Genomic DNA, 18,150 nt, shown 5'->3' on the forward strand with positions numbered 1-18,150 from the left:
GCGTCGGCGAACAACCTGCGCGACGTGACCGTGCGCTTCCCGCTGGGCGTGCTCACGGTCGTGACCGGTGTCTCGGGCAGCGGCAAGTCGACGCTCGTGAACGACACGCTGTACCGCGCGCTCGCGCACAAGCTCTTCGACGCCAAGGACAAGCCGGGCAAGCACAAGCGCGTGGACGGGCTGCCGCACCTGGACAAGGTGATCGACGTGAGTCAGGACCCGATCGGGCGCACGTCGCGCTCGAACCCGGCGACTTACACCGGCATCTTCACCGGCATCCGCGAGCTGTTCACGCAGCTGCCCGAGTCACGGCAGCGCGGCTACCAGCCCGGGCGCTTCTCGTTCAACGTGAAGGGCGGCCGCTGCGAGGCCTGCGAGGGCGACGGCATCCTGCGCATCGAGATGCACTTCCTGCCCGACGTGTACGTGACTTGCGAGGAGTGTCAGGGCAAGCGCTACAACCCGCAGACGCTCGAGGTGAAGTACAAGGGCAAGTCGATCGCCGACGTGCTCGAGATGACGGTCGACGAGGCGCTCGAGTTCCTGGAGCACATCCCGTCGATCCGGCCGGGCCTGCAGACGCTGGCCGAGGTGGGGCTGGGCTACGTGCACCTGGGCCAGCAGGCCACCACGCTCTCGGGCGGCGAGGCGCAGCGCATCAAGCTGGCGAAGGAGCTCTCGAAGCGCGCCACCGGCCGCACCATGTACATCCTCGACGAGCCGACCACCGGCCTGCACTTCGCCGACGTGGAGAAGCTGCTCGACGTGCTGACCAAGCTTGTGGAGCGCGGGAACACGGTGGTCGTGATCGAGCACAATCTCGACGTGATCAAGACCGCCGACTACCTGATCGACCTCGGCCCCGAGGGCGGGGACAAGGGCGGCGAGATCGTCGCGACCGGCACGCCCGAAGAGGTCGCGAACAACCCCCTCTCGTACACCGGCCAGGCGCTGCGGCCGATCCTGTTCGGCCGATGATCCCCGACTCGGATTCGGAGCCCCGGCCGCCGCTCACGCTCGCGTTCGTGTTCGTGCTCGCGCTGCTCGCGCCGCTGTCTCACCTGTTGTGGCTGATCCTGTTCGAGAAGATCGGCGTCCAGCTCGCAGCCTCGCAGCTCGGCATGAGCGCGCTCGTGACCTACGGGCTGATGTTCGCCCTGTGCGCGCAGCGCTTCCGCCAGCCGCCGGCGCGTCAGATCGGCCTCGTGTCGGCGCCTGCCAGCGCGTGGATCGCGGTCGTGTTTCTCGTGGCTGCGATCATCGTGTCGAGTGAGATCGACAACGTGGTGAAGAGCATCGCGCCGCCGCCGCCTGCGCCCCCGCCCGATCCGGACCCGTCGCACCTCCGGCCGCAGGCGCTCGCGGCCGCCGGCACGCTGGTCTGGGTGCTCGCGTTCCCGCTGGCCTACAACCTCTTCTACCGCGGCGTGCTGCAGCCGCTCGCCACGACACAGCTCGGTGTCATTCCCGGCGTGCTCGTGAGCGCGCTGCTCTCGGGCTTCGGCGCGTCGTTCCTGCCTTCGCTCATGGCGCACGGCCCCTGGCCGTTCGTGCCCGGCTTCCTGAACGCGCTCGTGCTGTGCATCTTGCGCCAGAGCTCGGGGTCGCTCTGGCCCGCGATCGCGCTCGACTCACTCTGGGGCGTGGCCCAGGTCTGCGCCAGCTACCAGCTGTTCGGGCTGGCCGGCTTCGACGGCGCGGGCGCGCACACCCCGGCCGGCTGGGTCGTCGGCTGCACGGCGCTCACCGTGGTGGGCCTGGTCTTGTGCCGCGCGGCCGCGCGGGGCGGAACCACGGGCTCGTCGAGCGCCGCTCGGGGCTGAGCCCGAACACGCAAGCTCGCATTCACGGGCCGGTTGGGCCGACCGGGCGGAGTGATACCTTGGTGCGCCATGTCCGGGTTCGTCCTCGCGCTCGCGTCGAGCGGGTCACACACCATGCAGAAGGGCAAGCGCGACGCGCTGCGTCTGATGGCCGGGCTGGGCGTCGAGGGCGACGCGCACTCCGGCAAGACCGTGAAGCACCGCTCGCGCGTGGCGCGCGACCCGAGTCAGCCGAACCTGCGGCAGGTGCACCTGATCCACGCCGAGCTGCACGACGAGCTGCGCGCGCGCGGCTTCGCCCTCGAGCCGGGCCAGATGGGCGAGAACGTCACCACGCGCGGGCTGTGTCTCCTGGCGCTGCCGCGGGGCGCGCGGCTGCACCTGGGCCGCAGCGCGGTCGTCGAAGTCACGGGCCTGCGCAATCCCTGCCTGCAGCTCGACGGAATCCAGCCCGGGCTGATGAAGGCCGTGCTCGAGCGTAATCGGGCGGGTGAGCTTTTGCGCAAGGCCGGGGTGATGGCGATCGTGCTCGCGGGCGGCGAGGTGCGGGTGGGCGACCCGATCGGGATCGAGCTGCCCGACGAGCCGCACTGCTGGCTCGAGCCGGTCTAGGGGGCCGTGGCGCCGGAGCTCTGGGTCTCGGCAGCGGTCGGGAGCGCGCTCGCGCTCGGGCTCGCCCTGGAGCGCGTGGCGCCGCACGAGTCAGTGCGGCCGGCGTGGGGGGTGAATCTCGGCATCTGGCTGGCCGCCACGGCGCTGCGCGCCGCGGTCTTCGGCGGCGCCGAGTGGCAGCTCGCGCGCTGGAGCGAGGGGGGTCACTTCGGGCTGCTCCAGGCCGCAGCGGCACCGGGCTGGCTGGCGATCGGAGTCACCGTGCTCGGGCTCGACCTCGTGTCGTACCTGTGGCACCGGGCGAACCACGCCGTGCCGTTCCTCTGGCGCTTCCATCGCGTGCACCACGCGGACCCCGCGCTCCACGTCTCGACGGCGCTGCGCTTCCATCCAGGGGAGATCCTGATGTCGGTGCCGGTGCGGCTCGCGGCGGTGGCGGCGCTGGGCGCGCCGGTCGCGGGCGTGGTGGTCTTCGAGTGCGTGTTCGGCGCCATGAACGCGCTCGAGCACGCGCGCTTCGCGCTGCCGGCGCCGCTCGAACGCGCGCTCCAGCTCTGGCTCGTGACTCCCGCGCTCCACCGCGTGCACCACTCGGTCGTGCGGCGCGAGCACGACTCGAACTACGCCACGACCTTCACGCTGTGGGACCGCGCGGGCCGGAGCTTCCGGGCGAACGATCCCGCAAGTCACTTCCCGATCGGGCTCGGACCGGGAGAGACGGGCGACCCGCGCGCGCTGGGCGCGATGCTGCTCGAGCCGTTCCGCGCGCGCGGGCCCGTTACTTGATCTCGAACTCGCGGCTGCCGGCGAGCGCGCCGTTGGCCGTGACTTCGACTTTGTACTTCCCCGCGGGCCAGCCGCTGGCTTTGGCGATGTGGAACTCGGTGACGGTCGGGCCCGAGGGCGCGATCACCTGCGTGGTCTCGTTCACGGTCTGGCCGTCTTCGTAGGTCCAGCGCGCGACCATCGCCACCTGGCTCGCGCTGCCATCGGACTGCACCGACGCGTAGATCGTGTCGTTGGGCGCGAACTGGTTCGTCGGTGTCGTCACGCGCTTGGCCGTGTCGATCATGTTGCCGAGGTCCACGGCTGTCACCCGGAACGCACCGGGTGAAGACACGGGCGGCGTCGCGGGCGCCGGCGCCGGCTCCGCCTGCTGCTGCCGCTTGCACGCACCCACCGCCAGCGCCAGCAGCGCGCACGCGACCAGCGCGCGCGGCATCGATCGTCGGATCATGTTCCTCCCTCCTCCACTCAGTCAGGCCTTGGCCGCCGGGATCACGAGCTTCTGTCCCGGGCGGATCAGGTCCGGGTTCTGGATCTGATCACGGTTCGCCTCGAAGATGCGCCGCCACTGGTTCGCGTCGCCGTAAACGCGCTTGGCGATCTTCGACAGGCTGTCGCCCGCGACGACCGTGTAGGTCTCCGCCGGCGGCGGCGCCGGAGTCGCGGCTTTCGGTGCGGTGGAAGATCCACCGCCGGTCACGTCCGAGAAATCGGGGCGGGGCTTGTCGCCTGCCATGGCTCGTCCTTTCGAGCGCCAACGCCGGCGAGTGCCGGCGGCACCCGAGGCCATGCTATCCCGCGAGGGGCGAGGCGTCGACGAAAACCTGGGCGAATGCGTCGGGCAGCCACGCGTCGACGAGCGCGAGCGAGCGCTCGAGCCGCGCTGCGCGCGCGCCGCGCACGAGCTCGACCCGGTGGCGCGTGCCGCGCAGGCGCTCGACGAAGCGCGCGGTCATCCAGGCCCGTATGTGCTCGCCGTCGCGGATGCCGTCCTGGTGGAACGGCACGTCGTCGTGGTGGGTCACGAGATACAGGCTGGGCGGCGGATCGCCCAGCGCCTCGACCTCGGACGCGCGCGCGCCGCGATAGCGCTCGTGCCAGATACTGGTCGCGAGCGCGTCCGTGTCGCACACCAGCACGGGCCCGCCCACGCGCGCCTCGCGCTCCTCGAGCGCATTCTGCGCGCGCGCGATCGCCACGAAGTCGCTGGTGGGCCAGGCCAGGTCCGCCATGCCCGGCGCGGGCGCGCCACGCCACGCGGCCTCCGCTCGCGCCAGCGCGAGCTTGTCGACCGTGTAGTCGCGCCCGTGCTCGGGCACCCAGCGGGTCTCGGCGAGCGCTCCGCCGCGCGCGGCCAGTGAGTCGCGCAGCTCGCGCGCGAGCGTGGTCTTGCCCGTGGACTCGGCGCCCACGACCACCACGCGGCGCGCGAGGTGTGCGCGCACGGGCGCGGCCAGGTGCTGCCAGTGACCCGCCGGGTCACGGCGCACCTCGGTCGCCGAGACCGGCGCCAGCGCGCGCTCCAGGTCGATCGGGCAGTGTCTCGCGCCCAGCCGCCGCGCGAGCTCGTCCCCGTAGGCCTCGGACGTGAACACCGCGTCGACCGGCGGCCGGCCCGCGGCGGCAAGCAGCGCGTTGACCAGCGCCATGTGCAGGTCCCAGACACCCGGGTCGTCGTAGTCGATCGGGTGCTCGTCCATGCCGCCCAGCACGGTCACGTTGCGGTCCGCCGCGTGCACCTCGCGCAGCCAGGCCACGCGCAGGTCGAGCGGCAGTGACTCGCGCGGCGACGCGAGCGCCAGCACGGTGACCTGCGCGCAGGCGCGCGCCGCCGTGCGCACCAGCAGGTGGTGACCCGCGTGCGGCGGGTAGAACTTGCCCAGGACGAGCCCGTGCGCGGGGCTCACCGCGCGGCGCCGGCGAGCGCGCGCTGCGCCTCGAGCAGGCGCAGCCACTCGCGCAGGCCCATCAGGCACAGGCCGAGGAAGAGCGCGTAGAGCACCGCCGTCGCATACAGACCGCGACCCATGTAGAGCGGGACCGAGATCACGTCCACGGCGATCCACAGCCACCAGGACTCGACCAGCTTCTCGGCCTGCGCCCAGGTGGCCACGATGCTGAGCACGAGCACGCTGGCGTCCCACAGCGGCACGGGCGAGTCGGTGTGTCGCGCGAGGATCAGCGCCGCGCCCGCCGTGCCGGCGAGTGACACGCCCACGAGGCCCGCGTTCTCGAGCGGCGTGCCGCGCCGCACGGGCGGCTCCGCGCCGCGCTCGCCGGGGCGGGTCCACAGCCACCAGCCGTAGGCGTTCAGCACGAAGAACACGACCTGCAGCAGCGCGTCGCCGTACAGGCGCGCGCGCAGGAACGTGAAGAAGAACAGCACCACGTTCGCCAGGCCCACGGGCCAGTTCCAGACGTTGGCGCGCGCGACGAGATACACGCACAAGAGGCCGGTCACGTCCCCCAGGAGCTCGGTCCAGGTGACCGGGCTGCCCGCGACCACGAACGCGACCGGATCCACGCGCCGGAGCGTACTAGGCCACGACCGCGTCGCCCAGCACGCGCTCGACGCGCGCGCGGACTCTGCGCTCGACCTCCTCCACGTCGCCCGAGGCGTCGATCGGCACGAGCCCGAGGCGCTCGTACTCTGCGTCGACGCGGAACAGGAAGTCGGCCCGCTCGAAGCGCTCCTCTGCCGCCGCGCCCATGCGCGCGAGCGCCGTGGCCACCGGCACGCGCAGCCACAGCACGAGGTCCGGCTCGGGGAACTCGGCCGACGCGAACAGCTCGCGCAGGCGCGTGCGGTCGATGCCCTGCGCGGCCTGGTAGGCCCGCGTGGAGTCGCGGTAGCGGTCGCAGACCACCAGCTCGCCGCGCTCGAGCGCGGGCTGGATGACCCGGGCCACGTGCTCGCGCCGGTCGGACAGGAACCAGTGCAGGACCTCGTCCGGCCCCGCCTCGAACTCGCCGCGCGCCCAGCTGCGGTAGGTGCGGCCCCAGCTGCCGTCGGTGGGCTCGCGCGTGGCCGTGACCGCGAGGCCCCGTGACTCGAGCCAGGCCACCAGCCGGCGCGCCTGCTCGGACTTGCCCGAGCCGTCGATGCCCTCGAAGACGATGAAGCGGCCCCGGGCGCTCATCGCGTCAGTGTCTCCCGGGAGAGCCGGATGGGGAAGGCGCACGCCTCACCCCGTTGATCGCACGCCATTCCCCGTGTCCCCATCCGGCAATGGGCTTTCCGAGATCCCCGGTCCCGTGAAGGGGCATCCCGTTCCACCCGCACGAGTGACTGAGCAACGCGCGTGCCGCCGGAAAGTGCGCGAAAAACGAGGGCGCCCGCGCGTCGGTGTGAACGCGCGAGCGCCCGTGCGTGGCCGGTCTTCGACGCGCCCTAGACCTTGTTGGTCAGGAGGATCGCGATCACGAACGCGATCAGCGCCAGTGACTCGATGAGCGCGAGGCCGATGATCATCTGGGTGCCGATCGTGCCGCTGGCGCCCGGATTGCGCGCGATGCCCGCCACGGCGTTGCCCGCCGCCAGCCCCTGACCGATGCCCGCGCCGAGCACGGCCAGACCCATCGCGAGGCCCGCGCCGATGGCGATGCCCCAGTTCGGCGAGCCGCCGGCCTCGTCGGCCGCGAAGGCCAGGTCCGGCACGAGGCACAGAGCGATCAGAGCCAGAATCACGTAACGCGCGCGCATCCCCTTACTCCTTTAGTCCTTTATGACTCAATGGGATTCCTCGATGCCCATTCCGATGTAGAGCATCGTGAGGAAGGTGAAGATGAAGGCCTGCACGAAGCAGACGAACAGCCCGAGACCGAGCACCACCCACGGCACCAGCACGGCGACCAGCGTCCCGAAGCCGCCCACGAACATCGAGAGCAGCGTGTGGTCGGCGAACATGTTGGCGGTGAGACGGATGGTGAGCGAGAAGTAGCGGACCAGGTGACTGAACAGCTCGATCGGCAGGATCAAGGGCGCCAGCCACCAGGGCCCGGGCGCCATGTGTTTCAGCCAGCCGCCGAAGCCGTGCACGCGCATGGTCGCGACCTCGGCCGTGGTCACCGACAGGATCGCCCACGAGAGATTGGTCTCGATGAAGCTGGTCGGTGCGCCGAGTCCCGGCATCAGGTTCAAGAGGTTCCCGATCAGGATGAAGAGCCCCAGGCTGCCGATGTAGGGCATGTACTTCTTCCAGTCGTGGCCGATCACGTCCTCGGCCAGGCCGCACAGGCCCTCGAACAGGACCTCGACGAAGTTCCGCAGCGAAGGCCGCGGATCTGGAATGACTGAGTCGGGTCCCACCGCCGCGCCCACCCGCCACGCGACCAGGAGCACGAGCAGCACGGTCAGTCCGACCGCGGGCACGATCGCGAGCGGGCCGAAGGCGTCGTAGAGCGACGGGGGGTGAACCATACGGTCTAGGCCTCGCGCGCCTGGCTCAGTCCGTGCCACACGGCGGCGGGCACGATGGCGAGCAGCCCGATCGCGAACGGCACCGGAGCCGCGCCGAGCACGCGCAGCCCCAGGAAGATCGCCGCGAGCACGGCGAACAGCCGCAGCATGAACACGAGGTGCGCGGCCGACGCCGCGACCGGCTGGGCGACCACGAGACGCACGCTTCGCGTAGTGACGGCGACATTCACGACCTGGATCCCTCCCGCTAGAGCCAGGCTCCAAACGGCGTGGCATCCATACGGAATCGCCCCCCCGATTGCAAGCGCGAGCAGCCACAGGTGCTTCGCCTGCAACGATGCGCTGCGGCGAGTCACTCGCCGGGCGCGCCGGGCGGCGGCGCGGCGCCGTTGCCGCGTCCCTTTTCGCCTGGCTTGTCGCCGGCTTTGGCGAGCAGGAGGAGCCGCCGGAAGGCCGCCGCGGTACCCAGCACCACGAAGCCGATCATCCCCCAGGGCGCACTGCCCAGCCAGCGGTCGACCAGGTAGCCGAGGCCCGCGCCGGCGACGACCGAGAGCGAGGCCTCCCAGGCGGCCTCGGCGGTCCGCCCCATCGCGATCGGGGCATAGCGGGGCCGGCGGCGGCCGGGGCCCGGGCTCACACCGCCTTCCGGAACGCGCGGCGCGCGGCCGAGAGCGTCTCGTCGAGCTCGGAGTCACCGTGCGCGCTGGTCACGAAGCCGGCCTCGAACGGCGAGGGCGCGAGATAGATGCCCTGGTCGAGCATGGCGTGGAAGAAGGCGCGGAAGCGGGCGGCGTCGGCTTTCTGCGCGTCGGCGTAGCTCGTGACCGGGCCGGGATGGAAGAAGAAGCCGAACAGGCCGCCCAGCGCCGAGCTGCTGAACGGCACGCCGGCCTCGCGCGCCAGCGCTTCGAGGCCGCTCGTCAGCTTGCGCGCGGTCTCCTCGAGTGACTGGTAGGTGCCCGGCCGGCTGGCCAGCTCGAGCACCGCCAGGCCCGCCGCCGTGGCCAGCGGATTGCCCGAGAGCGTGCCTGCCTGGTACACCGGACCCACCGGCGCCATGCGCTCGAGCAGCACGCGCCGGCCGCCGTACGCGCCGACCGGCAGGCCGCCGCCGATCACCTTGCCGAAGGTCCACAGGTCGGGAGTGACTCCCAGGCGCTCGGCCGCGCCGCCCAGCGCCACGCGGAAGCCCGTGATCACCTCGTCGAAGATCAACAGCGATCCGTGCCGGTCGCAGAGCCGGCGCAGACCGGCGAGGAAGCCATCGGCCGGCATCACCATGCCCATGTTCGCGGCCACCGGCTCGACGATCACGCCGGCAAGCTCGTTGCCGCGCTCCGCGAACAGCTCGGTGACTCGCGCGAGGTCGTTGAACGGCAGCACGATCGTGTCGGCCACGGCCGCGGCGGGCACGCCGTCGGTGCCGGGAATGCCGAGCGTGGCCACGCCCGAGCCCGCAGCCGCGAGCATGTGGTCGGGGTGGCCGTGATAGCAGCCGTCGAACTTCACGATCCGCTCGCGCCCGGTCGCGCCGCGCGCCAGCCGGATCGCGCTCATCGTGGCCTCGGTGCCCGACGACACGAGCCGCAGCATCTCGACGCCGGGCACGAGTGACACGACGCGCTCCGCGAGCGCGATCTCCGCCTCGGTCGGCGCGCCGAAGCTCGTGCCGCGCGCCGCGGCCGCGCGAACGGCCTCGAGCACGATCGGGTGCGCGTGACCCACCAGGATCGCGCCCCACGACGCGACCCAGTCGACGTAGCGGTTGCCGTCCTCGTCCTCGAGCCGCGCGCCCGAAGCCGAGCGGATGAAGCGCGCCTGGCCGCCCACGTAGCCGAAGGCGCGCACCGGGCTGTTGACCCCGCCCGGGATCACCTCGCGGGCGCGCTTCATGAGGCGCTTCGAGCGCCCCGTCCTCACGACGCCTCGCCTCCGGCGTCTCCCTCGTCGCCTTCGTCTTCCTCGGCGAGCTTGGCGACGGAGACCACGACCTCGCCCTCGTTGGGCTCCATCAGCCGCACGCCCTGCGTGTTGCGGCTCATGGTCGGGATCTCGCCGACGCGCGTGCGGATCATCTTCCCGCCGTTGGTGATCAGCATGATCTCGTCGCCGTCGGAGACCTGCAGGATGCCCACGACCTTCCCGTTCCGCTCCGTGGTCTTGATCGTGATGATGCCCTGCCCGCCGCGGTTCTGTTCGCGGTAGTCCTCGAGCGGCGTGCGCTTGCCGAAGCCGTTCTCGCTCACCGTGAGGATGGTCTTGCCGGGCTTCAGCACCTCCATGCCGACGGTGGCGTCGCCCTCGCGCGTGGAGATGCCGCGCACTCCGGTGGCGCTGCGGCCCATCGGGCGGACCTGGGCTTCGGCGAAGCGGATCGACTTGCCGTCCTGGGTCGCGAGCAGGAGCTGCTCCGCGCCCGTGGTGCGCGCGGCGGCGATCAGCTCGTCGCCCTCGGAGATGTGGATCGCGATGATGCCGCTCGGGCGGGGGTTGGCGAACGCCGCGAGCTCGGTCTTCTTGATCGTGCCCTGGCGCGTGGCCAGCACCACGAAGCCGCCCTCGTCGAAGTCACGCACGGGCAGGATCGCCTCGATGCGCTCGCCCTCGCCCAGGCGCAACAGGTTCACGAGCGCCTTGCCCTTGGCGGCGCGCGACAGCTCGGGCAGCTCGAACACCTTGAGCCAGTAGACGCGGCCCAGGTTGGTGAAACACAGCAGATAGGCGTGAGTCGAAGCGACGATCACCTGCTCGACGAAATCCTCGTCGGCGGTGGCGGCGGCGACTTTGCCCTTCCCGCCGCGGCGCTGCGCGCGGTACAACCGCGGCACGTGGCGCTTGGCGTAGCCACGGTGCGTGATGGTCACGACCATGTCTTCTTCCGCGATCAGGTCTTCGGTCGTGAAGTCCTCGACCGCGGGCGCGAGCTCCGTGCGGCGCGGGTCGGAGTATTTCGCGCGGATCTCGGTCAGCTCCTCGATGATCTTGTCGGTCACCAGCTGGTCGCTGGCGAGCAGCGCCTTCAGCTCCTCGATCAGCGCGCGCACTTCGGCCAGCTCGTCGAGGATCTTCTGGCGCTCCATGGCCGTGAGTCGCTGAAGCCGCAGCTCGAGGATCGCCTGCGCCTGGCGCTCGGACAGGCTGAAGCGCGATTCGAGCCCCGCGCGCGCCTCGGCCGGGCTCTGACTCGCGCGGATCAACGCGATCACGGCGTCGAGGTGGTCGAGCGCGATCGCGAAGCCTTCCAGGATGTGGGCCCGGGCCTCGGCCTGGCGCAGGTCGTAGGCGGCGCGCCGGCGCACGACCTCGCGGCGGAAGTCGAGGAAGTGCTGGAGCAGCGGAATCAGTCCCAGGGTCTGGGGCCGGTTGCGCACCAGCGCGACCATGTTCACGCCGAACGTGGTCTGCATGGGAGTCAGCTTGAAGAGCTGGTTCAGCACGACCTGGTCGTCGGCGTCCTTCTTCAGCTCGACCACCACGCGCATGCCGCGGCGGTCGGACTCGTCGCGCACGTCGGAGATGCCGTCGATGCGCCCGTCGCGCACGAGCTCCGCGATCTTCTCGATCATCGACGCCTTGTTGACCATGTACGGGATCTCGTCGACGACGATGCGCTGCTTGCCGCCGCGGGCCTCTTCGATCGCCGCGCGCGCGCGCACGGTGAGCAGGCCGCGGCCGGTCCGGTAGGCCTCGCGGATCGGCGCCGAGCCGCAGATCAGCGCGCCGGTCGGGAAGTCCGGCCCCGGCAGCTTCTCCATCAGCTCCTCGAGCGTGGCGCGCGGATTGCGCGCGAGCATGACCAGCGCGTCGACCGTCTCGCCGATGTTGTGCGGCGGGATGTTGGTGGCCATGCCGACCGCGATGCCGGACGAGCCGTTCACCACCAGGTTCGGGATGCGCGTCGGCAGCACCACGGGCTCGCTGCGCGTGTTGTCGTAGTTGGGGATGAAGTCGACGGTCTCGCGCTCGAGATCGGCGAGCATCTCGCCGGCGATGCGAGTGAGTCGCGCCTCGGTGTAGCGCATGGCCGCCGGCGGATCGCCGTCGATCGAGCCGAAGTTGCCCTGGCCGTCGACCAGCGGGTATCTCATCGAGAACGGCTGCGCGAGCCGCACCAGCGACGGGTACACCACCGCCTCGCCGTGCGGGTGGTAGTTGCCGGAGACGTCGCCGGAGATCTTGGCGCACTTCCGGTAGGGCCGGTCACTGGCCAGGTTCAGGTCGTTGAACGTGACCAGGATGCGGCGCTGGGAGGGCTTCAGGCCATCTCGGACGTCGGGCAGCGCGCGGCTGATGATGACCGACATCGAGTAGTCGAGGAACGACCGCCGCATCTCGTCTTCGATGGCGACGGGCGTGGGCGGATTGACCGGCGGGAGCTCTGGTGTCTCGGGCGTGTCCGACATCGGCGGCTCAGATGTCGAGGTTCACGACGTTGAGCGCGTTCTTCTCGATGAACTCCTTGCGCGGCTCCACCAGGTCGCCCATGAGCACGCTGAACGTCTCGCTCGCGCCCGGCGGATCCTCGACCGACACGTGCAGGAGCGTGCGGCGCGCGGGGTCCATGGTGGTCTCCCAGAGCTGCTCGGCGTTCATCTCGCCCAGGCCCTTGTAGCGCTGGATGTACTGGCCCTTGCTCGCGATCTTGAGCAGCTCGGCGAGCAGCAGGCGCGGCGTCGCGATCTCGCGCGACTCACTGCCCGTGACGAGCTTGTAGGGCGCGGTCCCGACGTTGTGCGCGTGCTCGGCCAGCGACACGAAGCGGCCGTAGTCGGGTGACTCGAGCAGCGCCTGGTCGAACTCGAGCGAGCGCTGCACGGCCGTGTTGCGCATCTGCACGGTCGGCGTCCAGCGGCTGTGCTCGGCGTCGTGCGCCCATTCGAAGCGCAGCGGCAGCGTGTCGGGATAGGCGCGCTCGAGATAGCTTGTGAGTCGCGCCTCGAACGCGGCGCGGTCCCGTTCGCCGGCCAGCGGCGAGGAGCTGGTGAGCCCCGACGCCGCGGCGGCCTCGACCACGCGCGAATCGATCGCGCGCCGCTCCATGGCGGCGGCCACGCGCTCGCAGCGCTGCGCGTCGGACAGCAGCTCGCGCAACGTGGCTTCGAGCAGCGCGTCGTCCTGGCCCGACGAGAACACCTGCGCTTCGGCCAGGCCGATGCCCAGCAGGTGCTGTGACAGCTCGGCGTCGGTCTGGATGTACTGCTCGCTCTTGCCGCGCTTCAGCTTGTACAGCGGGGGCTGCGCCAGGAACAGGTGACCGCGCGTGATCAGCTCGGGCATGTGCCGGAAGAAGAACGTGAGCAGCAGTGTCTGGATGTGCGAGCCGTCCACGTCGGCGTCGGTCATCAGGATGACCTTGTGGTAGCGGAGCTTCGAGGCGTCGAAGTCCTCGCCGATGCCCACGCCCAGCGCCGCGATCATGGTCTGGATCTCGTTGTTGGCGAGCATGCGGTCGAGCCGCGCCTTCTCGACGTTGATCAGCTTGCCGCGGATGGGCAGGATCGCCTGGTTCGAGCGGTCGCGGCCCTGCTTGGCGGTGCCGCCGGCGGAGTCACCCTCGACGATGAACAGCTCGGAGCGGGCGGGATCGCGTTCCTGACAATCGGCCAGCTTGCCCGGCAGGCTGGCGCCGTCGAGCGCGCCCTTGCGCCGGGTGAGCTCGCGCGCCTTGCGCGCCGCCTCGCGCGCGCGCACCGCCTCGAGACACTTCTGGGTGATCGTCCTGGCGTTGGCGGGGTTCTCTTCGAGATAAGCCGAGAGTGAGTCGTAGACCAGGTTCGCGACCAGGCCCGTGACCTCGGAGTTGCCCAGCTTGGACTTGGTCTGGCCCTCGAACTGCGGGTGCGAGAGCTTCACCGAGACCACCGCCGCGAGGCCCTCGCGCGTGTCCTCGCCGGTGGCGGTGACCGTTTCCTTCTCGTTCAGATTGGCCGAGATCCAGCGGTTCAACGCGCGCGTGATCGCGTTGCGGAAGCCGGTCAGGTGCGCCCCGCCTTCGATCGTGTTCACGTTGTTGGCGAAGCTGTAGACACTCTCGTTGTAGCCGTCGTTGTACTGGAGGGCGACCTCGATGTGGACGTCGGTGGTCACGATCCCGTCGCCCGTCGACTGCTCGTAGGAGCGGTCGCCCGACAGGAAGATCACCGGGTGCAAGGCCACGGTGCCGCGGTTCAGATACTCGACGAACGACGCGATGCCGCCCTCGTAGTGCAGCTCGTGCTTCTTGCCGCTGCGCTCGTCCTCGAGGTCGATGCGGATGCCCGCGTTCAGGAACGACAGCTCGCGCAGCCGGTTGGCCAGCGTGTCGAAGCTGTACTCGGTGCTCTCGAAGATCTTCGGGTCGGGGTGGAAGGTGATCTTGGTGCCGGTCTTGTCGGTCACCCCGACGACGTGCAGATCGTCCTGGGGCGCGCCGCGCTCGTAGCGCTGCTGGTAGACCTTGCCGTCCTTCTTGATCTCGAGGTCGAGCTTGTCGGAGAGCGCGTTCACGCACGACACACCCACGCCGTGCAGACCGCTCGAGACCTTGTAGGCCTTGTTCGTGAACTTTCCGCCCGAGTGGAGCGTGGTCAGCACCACCTCGGCCGCCGGGCGCCCGAGCTTCGCGTGCGGGTCGACCGGAATGCCGCGGCCGTTGTCCTCGACCGTGACCGAGCAATCGGTGTGGATCGTGACTCGGATCGTGTCGCAGAAGCCCGCGACCGCCTCGTCGATGGAGTTGTCCACGACCTCGTAGACGAGGTGGTGCAGACCGGCCGGTCCGGTCGATCCGATGTACATCGCCGGCCGTTTCCGGACCGGGTCGAGACCCTCGAGAACCTCGATGGATCTCGCGTCGTATTCGGTCATTCGTGTGTTTTTCGAACCCCTGGACCTGTCGATTTCGAACGGGGGAGGACCGAAGCCCTGTACGCGGGACCCCGAGAGAACAGCCCTGTGAATGCAGGGGCGCTAAGCAGGGGTCCCTTGCGTCGCAAGGTGCTGCAAACGCTCGATAAAGTAGCTGAATCGCGCGCGTTCGGCTACAGCCGCATGGGCATGATGACGGCGCTCTCGTCGGCGTCGTCGGCGGGCCGGATCTGCGCGGGAGAGAGCTCTTCGGAGAGCTCGATCGCGATCTCCTTGGCCGACAGCGCCCCGAGCACGTCGAGCACGTAGCGCGCGTTGAACGCGGTCTCGAAGCGCTCGCCCGGATACTCGACCGGAAGCTGCTCGCGCGCCTCGCCCAGGTCGGGATTCGACGCCGAGAGATCGAGCTGTCCGTCGGCCAGCACGAAGCGGAAGCCGCGCGAGCGCTCGTGCGCCATGAGCGCGATGCGCCGCACCGCATGCAAGAGCTTCTCGCGCTCGACCAGGAGCCGCACGCGGTGTGACTTCGGGAGGATCTGGCGGTAGTTCGGGAACTCGCCGTCGATCAGCCGCGTGGTGAGCAAGAGATCGGGCCGCCGCACGTGCAGGAAGCCGTCGGCCGCACCGATCTCGAGCGTGCCCTCGCCCTCGTCGCACAGCTTGCGGATCTCGGCGATGCCCTTGCGCGGCACGATGATGCCCTTGCCCAGGAACGTGACCGGGTTGGGCACCGCGCGCTCGATCATCGAGATGCGGTAGCCGTCGGTGGCGACGAAGCGCACGCGCTTGCCGTCGGCGCTCTCGACGAACACGCCGTTCAGGTTGTAGCGGGTCTCGTCGCTCGACGTGGCGTAGAGCGTGTGGTCGATCAGCTCGGCCACGAGCGCGGTCTCGAGCTGCGCGAAGCTCGCGCTCTCGCAGCTCGGGACGCTGGGATACTCCTCGGGCGAGGTCGAGAGCAGGTTGAACTTGGCCGGGCCGCACGTGAGAGTGACTCGCGCGTCGTCGGCGGCCAGCGCCACTTCGGGCTGCTCGAGCTCGCGCACGATCTCGTACAGCTTCTTCGCGCCCAGAGTGACCGAGCCCGGCGTCTTGACCTTGGCCGGGTGCCGGGCGACGACGGCGACCTCGAGGTCGGTCGCCGCGAAGGTGACTCCGTCGTCTCGCGCCTCGATCAACACGTTGGCCAGGATCGGCATCGTGCCGCGGCGCTCGACGATGGCCTGCACGCGGCCGAGTCCGCGCAGCAACTCTTCGCGCTCGATGGTGAGTTTCATGACAACCTCCGCCCCTCTGCTCCTGATCTTATGACATGAAGATCAGGAGGAGGAGAGGAGCCGGTGGAAAACTGGAGAACGCCACTGGCTCGGCGTGCCGAAAGGCGATTTTTCCGACGCTGCAGCGACGGAGAACGTGGGACCGCGGTGCGGGGGCGCGGCGCCGGTCGGCCGGGCGCGAGTTTTCCACCGCTCATCCACCGCCTTCGGAGAGCCGCAGGAGCTCCTTCTCGACCAGCACGACCGCGGCCCGCAGGCTGGCGTTGTCGGCCAGTTGTTCCTGGATCACGCGGTCGGAGTGGAGCGCCGTGGTGTGGTGGCGGGCGAAGCGGCGGCCGATCTCGGGGTACGACAGGCCGCAGTGGCGGCGCATCAGGTACATGGCGACCTGGCGCGGGGTCGTGACGCGCGCCCCGCGGCTGCTCGAGCGCAGGTCGCGCACGCGCAGGTTGAACTGGCGGGCGACCGCGGTCAGGACGTCCTCGGGCGAGGTGACCAGCGGCTTCTCGCCGCCGCTGATCAGGTGCTTCACGACGTCGAGGTCGGCCAGCGCGTTCCCCGACGAGGAGCGCGTCATGAGGCGCGTGAGGTAGACGTCGAGCCGGGCCAGCTGGCTGCGCAGGCGGCTGGCCAGGTAGGCCGCGACCGCCGGCGGCGGGTCGACGCGCCAGCGCCGGGCGCGCGCGATCACGATCGCGACGCGCGTCTCCCATTCGGGCGCGCGCAGCTCGATCGACTGGAAGCCGGCCAGCTTCTCGCAGAGTGAGTCGACCAGGCCGGAGCTGCGGTCGACCGCCTTCCCGAGCGAGACCGCGACCGGCACGCGGCGCGCCGCGAGCGCGCCCAGGGTGATGGCCAGCTCCTCCTGGGTGGCGTCGCGCCCGGCCAGCGCGTCGAGGTCGTCGACGACCAGCGCCCGCGCGGACGCGAGGCGCTCGCGGAACTCGCGGATGGTCTGGGCGTCGATCGCGCGGATCAAGTCGAGCGAGAGCTGCTCGGCGCCGCAGCACAAAACGCCGTCGCCCAGTGACTCGGACAGCCCCGCGGCGATCGCGCGCAAGAGGTGCGTCTTGCCGGAGCTCGCGCCGCCGTGGATCGCCAGCGGCGGAGCGCCTGTGCCGGCGCGCGCGAAGTCCAGCGCGCGTGCGCGCGCCTCGAAGCTCGCCGGGCTCGCGACGAAGCTCGCGAAGCTGTAGCTCGGGTCGCACGCGAGCTTCTCCACGTCGTCGACGGGCACCACGGCGAGCGAGATGGCCCCGTCGGTCAGACTCGCGAGCGACGTCTCCAGAGCCGAGAGCTGACCGCCGCGCAGCCAGCCGTCGAGCTGGGAGGCGTCGGCGGCGATGCGCAGCACGCCGGGCGTGCGCTCGAGACACCGGGTGTGGTGAGCCACCGAGTCTCTCATCGCCGGCGACAGTCTCGGCGAGGGAGTATGGAGCACCGACTTCCAGAGGAACGCGGCCTCGTCCGCGCGGACGAGCTCGGTCAAGTTCGGAGTCATTTTGGGGGCTTCGGACCTTTCAGAGGCACGGCCGAGTGGGATGCGACTGCTTTATCAAAGCGGCGCGCAGCAAAGCAAGAACGACCCGCACATCGTTGACACTACTTGGGCCCGGTGCTTTCATACACGCCCACCGACGCCCACCGAGAGCTCGGCGAGGCCACCTCCCATGAAGCGAACCTTTCAGCCACATCGACTGCGACGTGCGCGCAACCATGGCTTTCGCGCACGCATGAGCACCAAGGGCGGACGCCGGGTGCTGTCGGCGCGCCGCGCCAAGGGTCGTCACGCGCTCACGCGGGTGACGAAGAGGAAGTAGCGATCCGCTCGACATGGCGGTGGACCGCGGCGCACCTTCCGGCCGGCGCATGCGGCGGAGCGACTATCTCACCTCGACCAGCGAAGGGGTGCGTCGGCCGACGAGGTTCTTCATCGCTTTTGTCTTCGACCGCGCTGACGGGGGCACGAGCCGGCTCGGCATCACCGTCACGCGGAAGGTCGGCGGCGCGGTGCGCCGCAATCGGATCAAGCGGCTGCTGCGCGAATGGTTCCGCGGCCGCAGAAGTGAGTTCGGATCGTGCGATCTGGTGCTGATTGCCAAGCGGGAGTGCCCGGAATCCCTGCGCTTGGACGACGTGCGGCGCGACCTCGAGGGCCTGCGGGCCGAGCCGCGGCGCGCGCGCTGATCGCCGGGGTCCGGCTCTACCAGGTGACCCTGTCGCCCCTGCTTGCGCCGGCGTGCCGTTTCTACCCCAGCTGCTCAGCCTACGCGGTCGCGGTCATCGAGCGCGACGGGGCGTGGCGCGGATCCCTTCGAGCGCTGCGGCGTCTCATGCGCTGTCACCCCTTCGGGCCCGGCGGGCTCGACCTGCCATAGGGAGG

At 70.4% G+C, this 18,150-nt stretch carries 21 protein-coding genes; 7 read left to right on the top strand and 14 right to left on the bottom strand.

The window, feature by feature from the left end:
- The 4 genes from VMR86_18755 to VMR86_18770 all read left to right on the top strand — a co-directional run.
- On the top strand, nucleotides 1-978 hold a 978-nt coding region (locus VMR86_18755; protein HTO09098.1), incomplete at its 5' end, for an excinuclease ABC subunit UvrA.
- Nucleotides 975-1,823, top strand: a complete 849-nt coding sequence (locus VMR86_18760) for a CPBP family intramembrane glutamic endopeptidase (protein HTO09099.1) — start codon at nucleotides 975-977, stop codon at nucleotides 1,821-1,823. The genes VMR86_18755 and VMR86_18760, both read left to right, overlap by 4 nt.
- Nucleotides 1,824-1,892: 69 nt before the next feature.
- Complete coding sequence (locus VMR86_18765) at nucleotides 1,893-2,435, top strand: MOSC domain-containing protein (GenBank protein ID HTO09100.1); 543 nt, start codon at nucleotides 1,893-1,895, stop codon at nucleotides 2,433-2,435.
- Between the two features lie 6 nt (nucleotides 2,436-2,441).
- Entirely contained in the window at nucleotides 2,442-3,221 is a 780-nt protein-coding gene (locus tag VMR86_18770; GenBank protein ID HTO09101.1) for a sterol desaturase family protein, read from the top strand.
- Here VMR86_18770 and VMR86_18775 read toward each other — a convergent pair.
- The 14 genes from VMR86_18775 to VMR86_18840 form a co-directional block, all read right to left on the bottom strand.
- Nucleotides 3,214-3,672: a hypothetical protein gene (locus VMR86_18775; GenBank protein HTO09102.1), complete on the bottom strand. Its 459-nt coding sequence runs from the start codon at nucleotides 3,670-3,672 to the stop codon at nucleotides 3,214-3,216. The genes VMR86_18770 and VMR86_18775 overlap by 8 nt on opposite strands.
- Before the next feature lie 21 nt (nucleotides 3,673-3,693).
- Nucleotides 3,694-3,957, bottom strand: a complete 264-nt coding sequence (locus tag VMR86_18780) for a LysM peptidoglycan-binding domain-containing protein (GenBank protein ID HTO09103.1) — start codon at nucleotides 3,955-3,957, stop codon at nucleotides 3,694-3,696.
- Nucleotides 3,958-4,012: 55 nt separating this feature from the next.
- The gene (locus VMR86_18785) at nucleotides 4,013-5,128 is read right to left on the bottom strand and encodes an AAA family ATPase (GenBank protein HTO09104.1); all 1,116 of its coding nucleotides are present in this window, start codon (nucleotides 5,126-5,128) and stop codon (nucleotides 4,013-4,015) included.
- On the bottom strand, nucleotides 5,125-5,745 hold the full coding sequence (gene pnuC / locus VMR86_18790; protein ID HTO09105.1) for a nicotinamide riboside transporter PnuC: 621 nt from the start codon (nucleotides 5,743-5,745) through the stop codon (nucleotides 5,125-5,127). Before pnuC ends, VMR86_18785 begins: the two co-directional genes overlap by 4 nt.
- Nucleotides 5,746-5,758: 13 nt before the next feature.
- A complete protein-coding gene (tmk, locus tag VMR86_18795) occupies nucleotides 5,759-6,361 on the bottom strand; it encodes a dTMP kinase (protein ID HTO09106.1) in 603 nt (200 codons plus the stop codon).
- 251 nt (nucleotides 6,362-6,612) lie between these two features.
- Nucleotides 6,613-6,924: an ATP synthase F0 subunit C gene (gene atpE / locus VMR86_18800; protein ID HTO09107.1), complete on the bottom strand. Its 312-nt coding sequence runs from the start codon at nucleotides 6,922-6,924 to the stop codon at nucleotides 6,613-6,615.
- Nucleotides 6,925-6,951: 27 nt separating this feature from the next.
- Entirely contained in the window at nucleotides 6,952-7,641 is a 690-nt protein-coding gene (gene atpB / locus VMR86_18805) for a F0F1 ATP synthase subunit A (protein ID HTO09108.1), read from the bottom strand.
- Between the two features lie 5 nt (nucleotides 7,642-7,646).
- Entirely contained in the window at nucleotides 7,647-7,844 is a 198-nt protein-coding gene (locus VMR86_18810; protein ID HTO09109.1) for a hypothetical protein, read from the bottom strand.
- A gap of 149 nt (nucleotides 7,845-7,993) precedes the next feature.
- The gene (locus tag VMR86_18815; protein ID HTO09110.1) at nucleotides 7,994-8,233 is read right to left on the bottom strand and encodes an AtpZ/AtpI family protein; all 240 of its coding nucleotides are present in this window, start codon (nucleotides 8,231-8,233) and stop codon (nucleotides 7,994-7,996) included.
- 44 nt (nucleotides 8,234-8,277) lie between these two features.
- Nucleotides 8,278-9,564, bottom strand: coding sequence for a glutamate-1-semialdehyde 2,1-aminomutase (gene hemL / locus VMR86_18820; GenBank protein ID HTO09111.1), 1,287 nt, complete (start codon nucleotides 9,562-9,564; stop codon nucleotides 8,278-8,280).
- Entirely contained in the window at nucleotides 9,561-12,047 is a 2,487-nt protein-coding gene (gyrA, locus tag VMR86_18825) for a DNA gyrase subunit A (protein ID HTO09112.1), read from the bottom strand. Before gyrA ends, hemL begins: the two co-directional genes overlap by 4 nt.
- A gap of 7 nt (nucleotides 12,048-12,054) precedes the next feature.
- Nucleotides 12,055-14,490 (bottom strand): DNA topoisomerase (ATP-hydrolyzing) subunit B, encoded by a 2,436-nt coding sequence (gene gyrB / locus VMR86_18830; GenBank protein ID HTO09113.1) that lies wholly within the window; start codon nucleotides 14,488-14,490, stop codon nucleotides 12,055-12,057.
- Between the two features lie 173 nt (nucleotides 14,491-14,663).
- Entirely contained in the window at nucleotides 14,664-15,767 is a 1,104-nt protein-coding gene (gene dnaN / locus VMR86_18835) for a DNA polymerase III subunit beta (GenBank protein ID HTO09114.1), read from the bottom strand.
- Nucleotides 15,768-15,960: 193 nt separating this feature from the next.
- Nucleotides 15,961-17,256, bottom strand: a complete 1,296-nt coding sequence (locus VMR86_18840; GenBank protein ID HTO09115.1) for a DnaA/Hda family protein — start codon at nucleotides 17,254-17,256, stop codon at nucleotides 15,961-15,963.
- Nucleotides 17,257-17,437: 181 nt separating this feature from the next.
- On the opposite strand from VMR86_18840, the gene rpmH reads away from it, so the two are divergent.
- The 3 genes from rpmH to yidD are packed head-to-tail and all read left to right on the top strand — an operon-like array spanning nucleotide 17,438 to nucleotide 18,145.
- Nucleotides 17,438-17,587 (top strand): 50S ribosomal protein L34, encoded by a 150-nt coding sequence (rpmH, locus tag VMR86_18845; GenBank protein HTO09116.1) that lies wholly within the window; start codon nucleotides 17,438-17,440, stop codon nucleotides 17,585-17,587.
- A 13-nt stretch (nucleotides 17,588-17,600) separates the two neighbouring features.
- Nucleotides 17,601-17,954, top strand: a complete 354-nt coding sequence (gene rnpA, locus VMR86_18850) for a ribonuclease P protein component (GenBank protein HTO09117.1) — start codon at nucleotides 17,601-17,603, stop codon at nucleotides 17,952-17,954.
- The gene (yidD, locus tag VMR86_18855; protein HTO09118.1) at nucleotides 17,951-18,145 is read left to right on the top strand and encodes a membrane protein insertion efficiency factor YidD; all 195 of its coding nucleotides are present in this window, start codon (nucleotides 17,951-17,953) and stop codon (nucleotides 18,143-18,145) included. Before rnpA ends, yidD begins: the two co-directional genes overlap by 4 nt.
- Nucleotides 18,146-18,150 lie beyond the last annotated feature (5 nt).

The sequence above is a fragment of the Myxococcota bacterium genome, assembly GCA_035498015.1.
Taxonomy (GTDB): domain Bacteria; phylum Myxococcota_A; class UBA9160; order SZUA-336; family SZUA-336; genus VGRW01.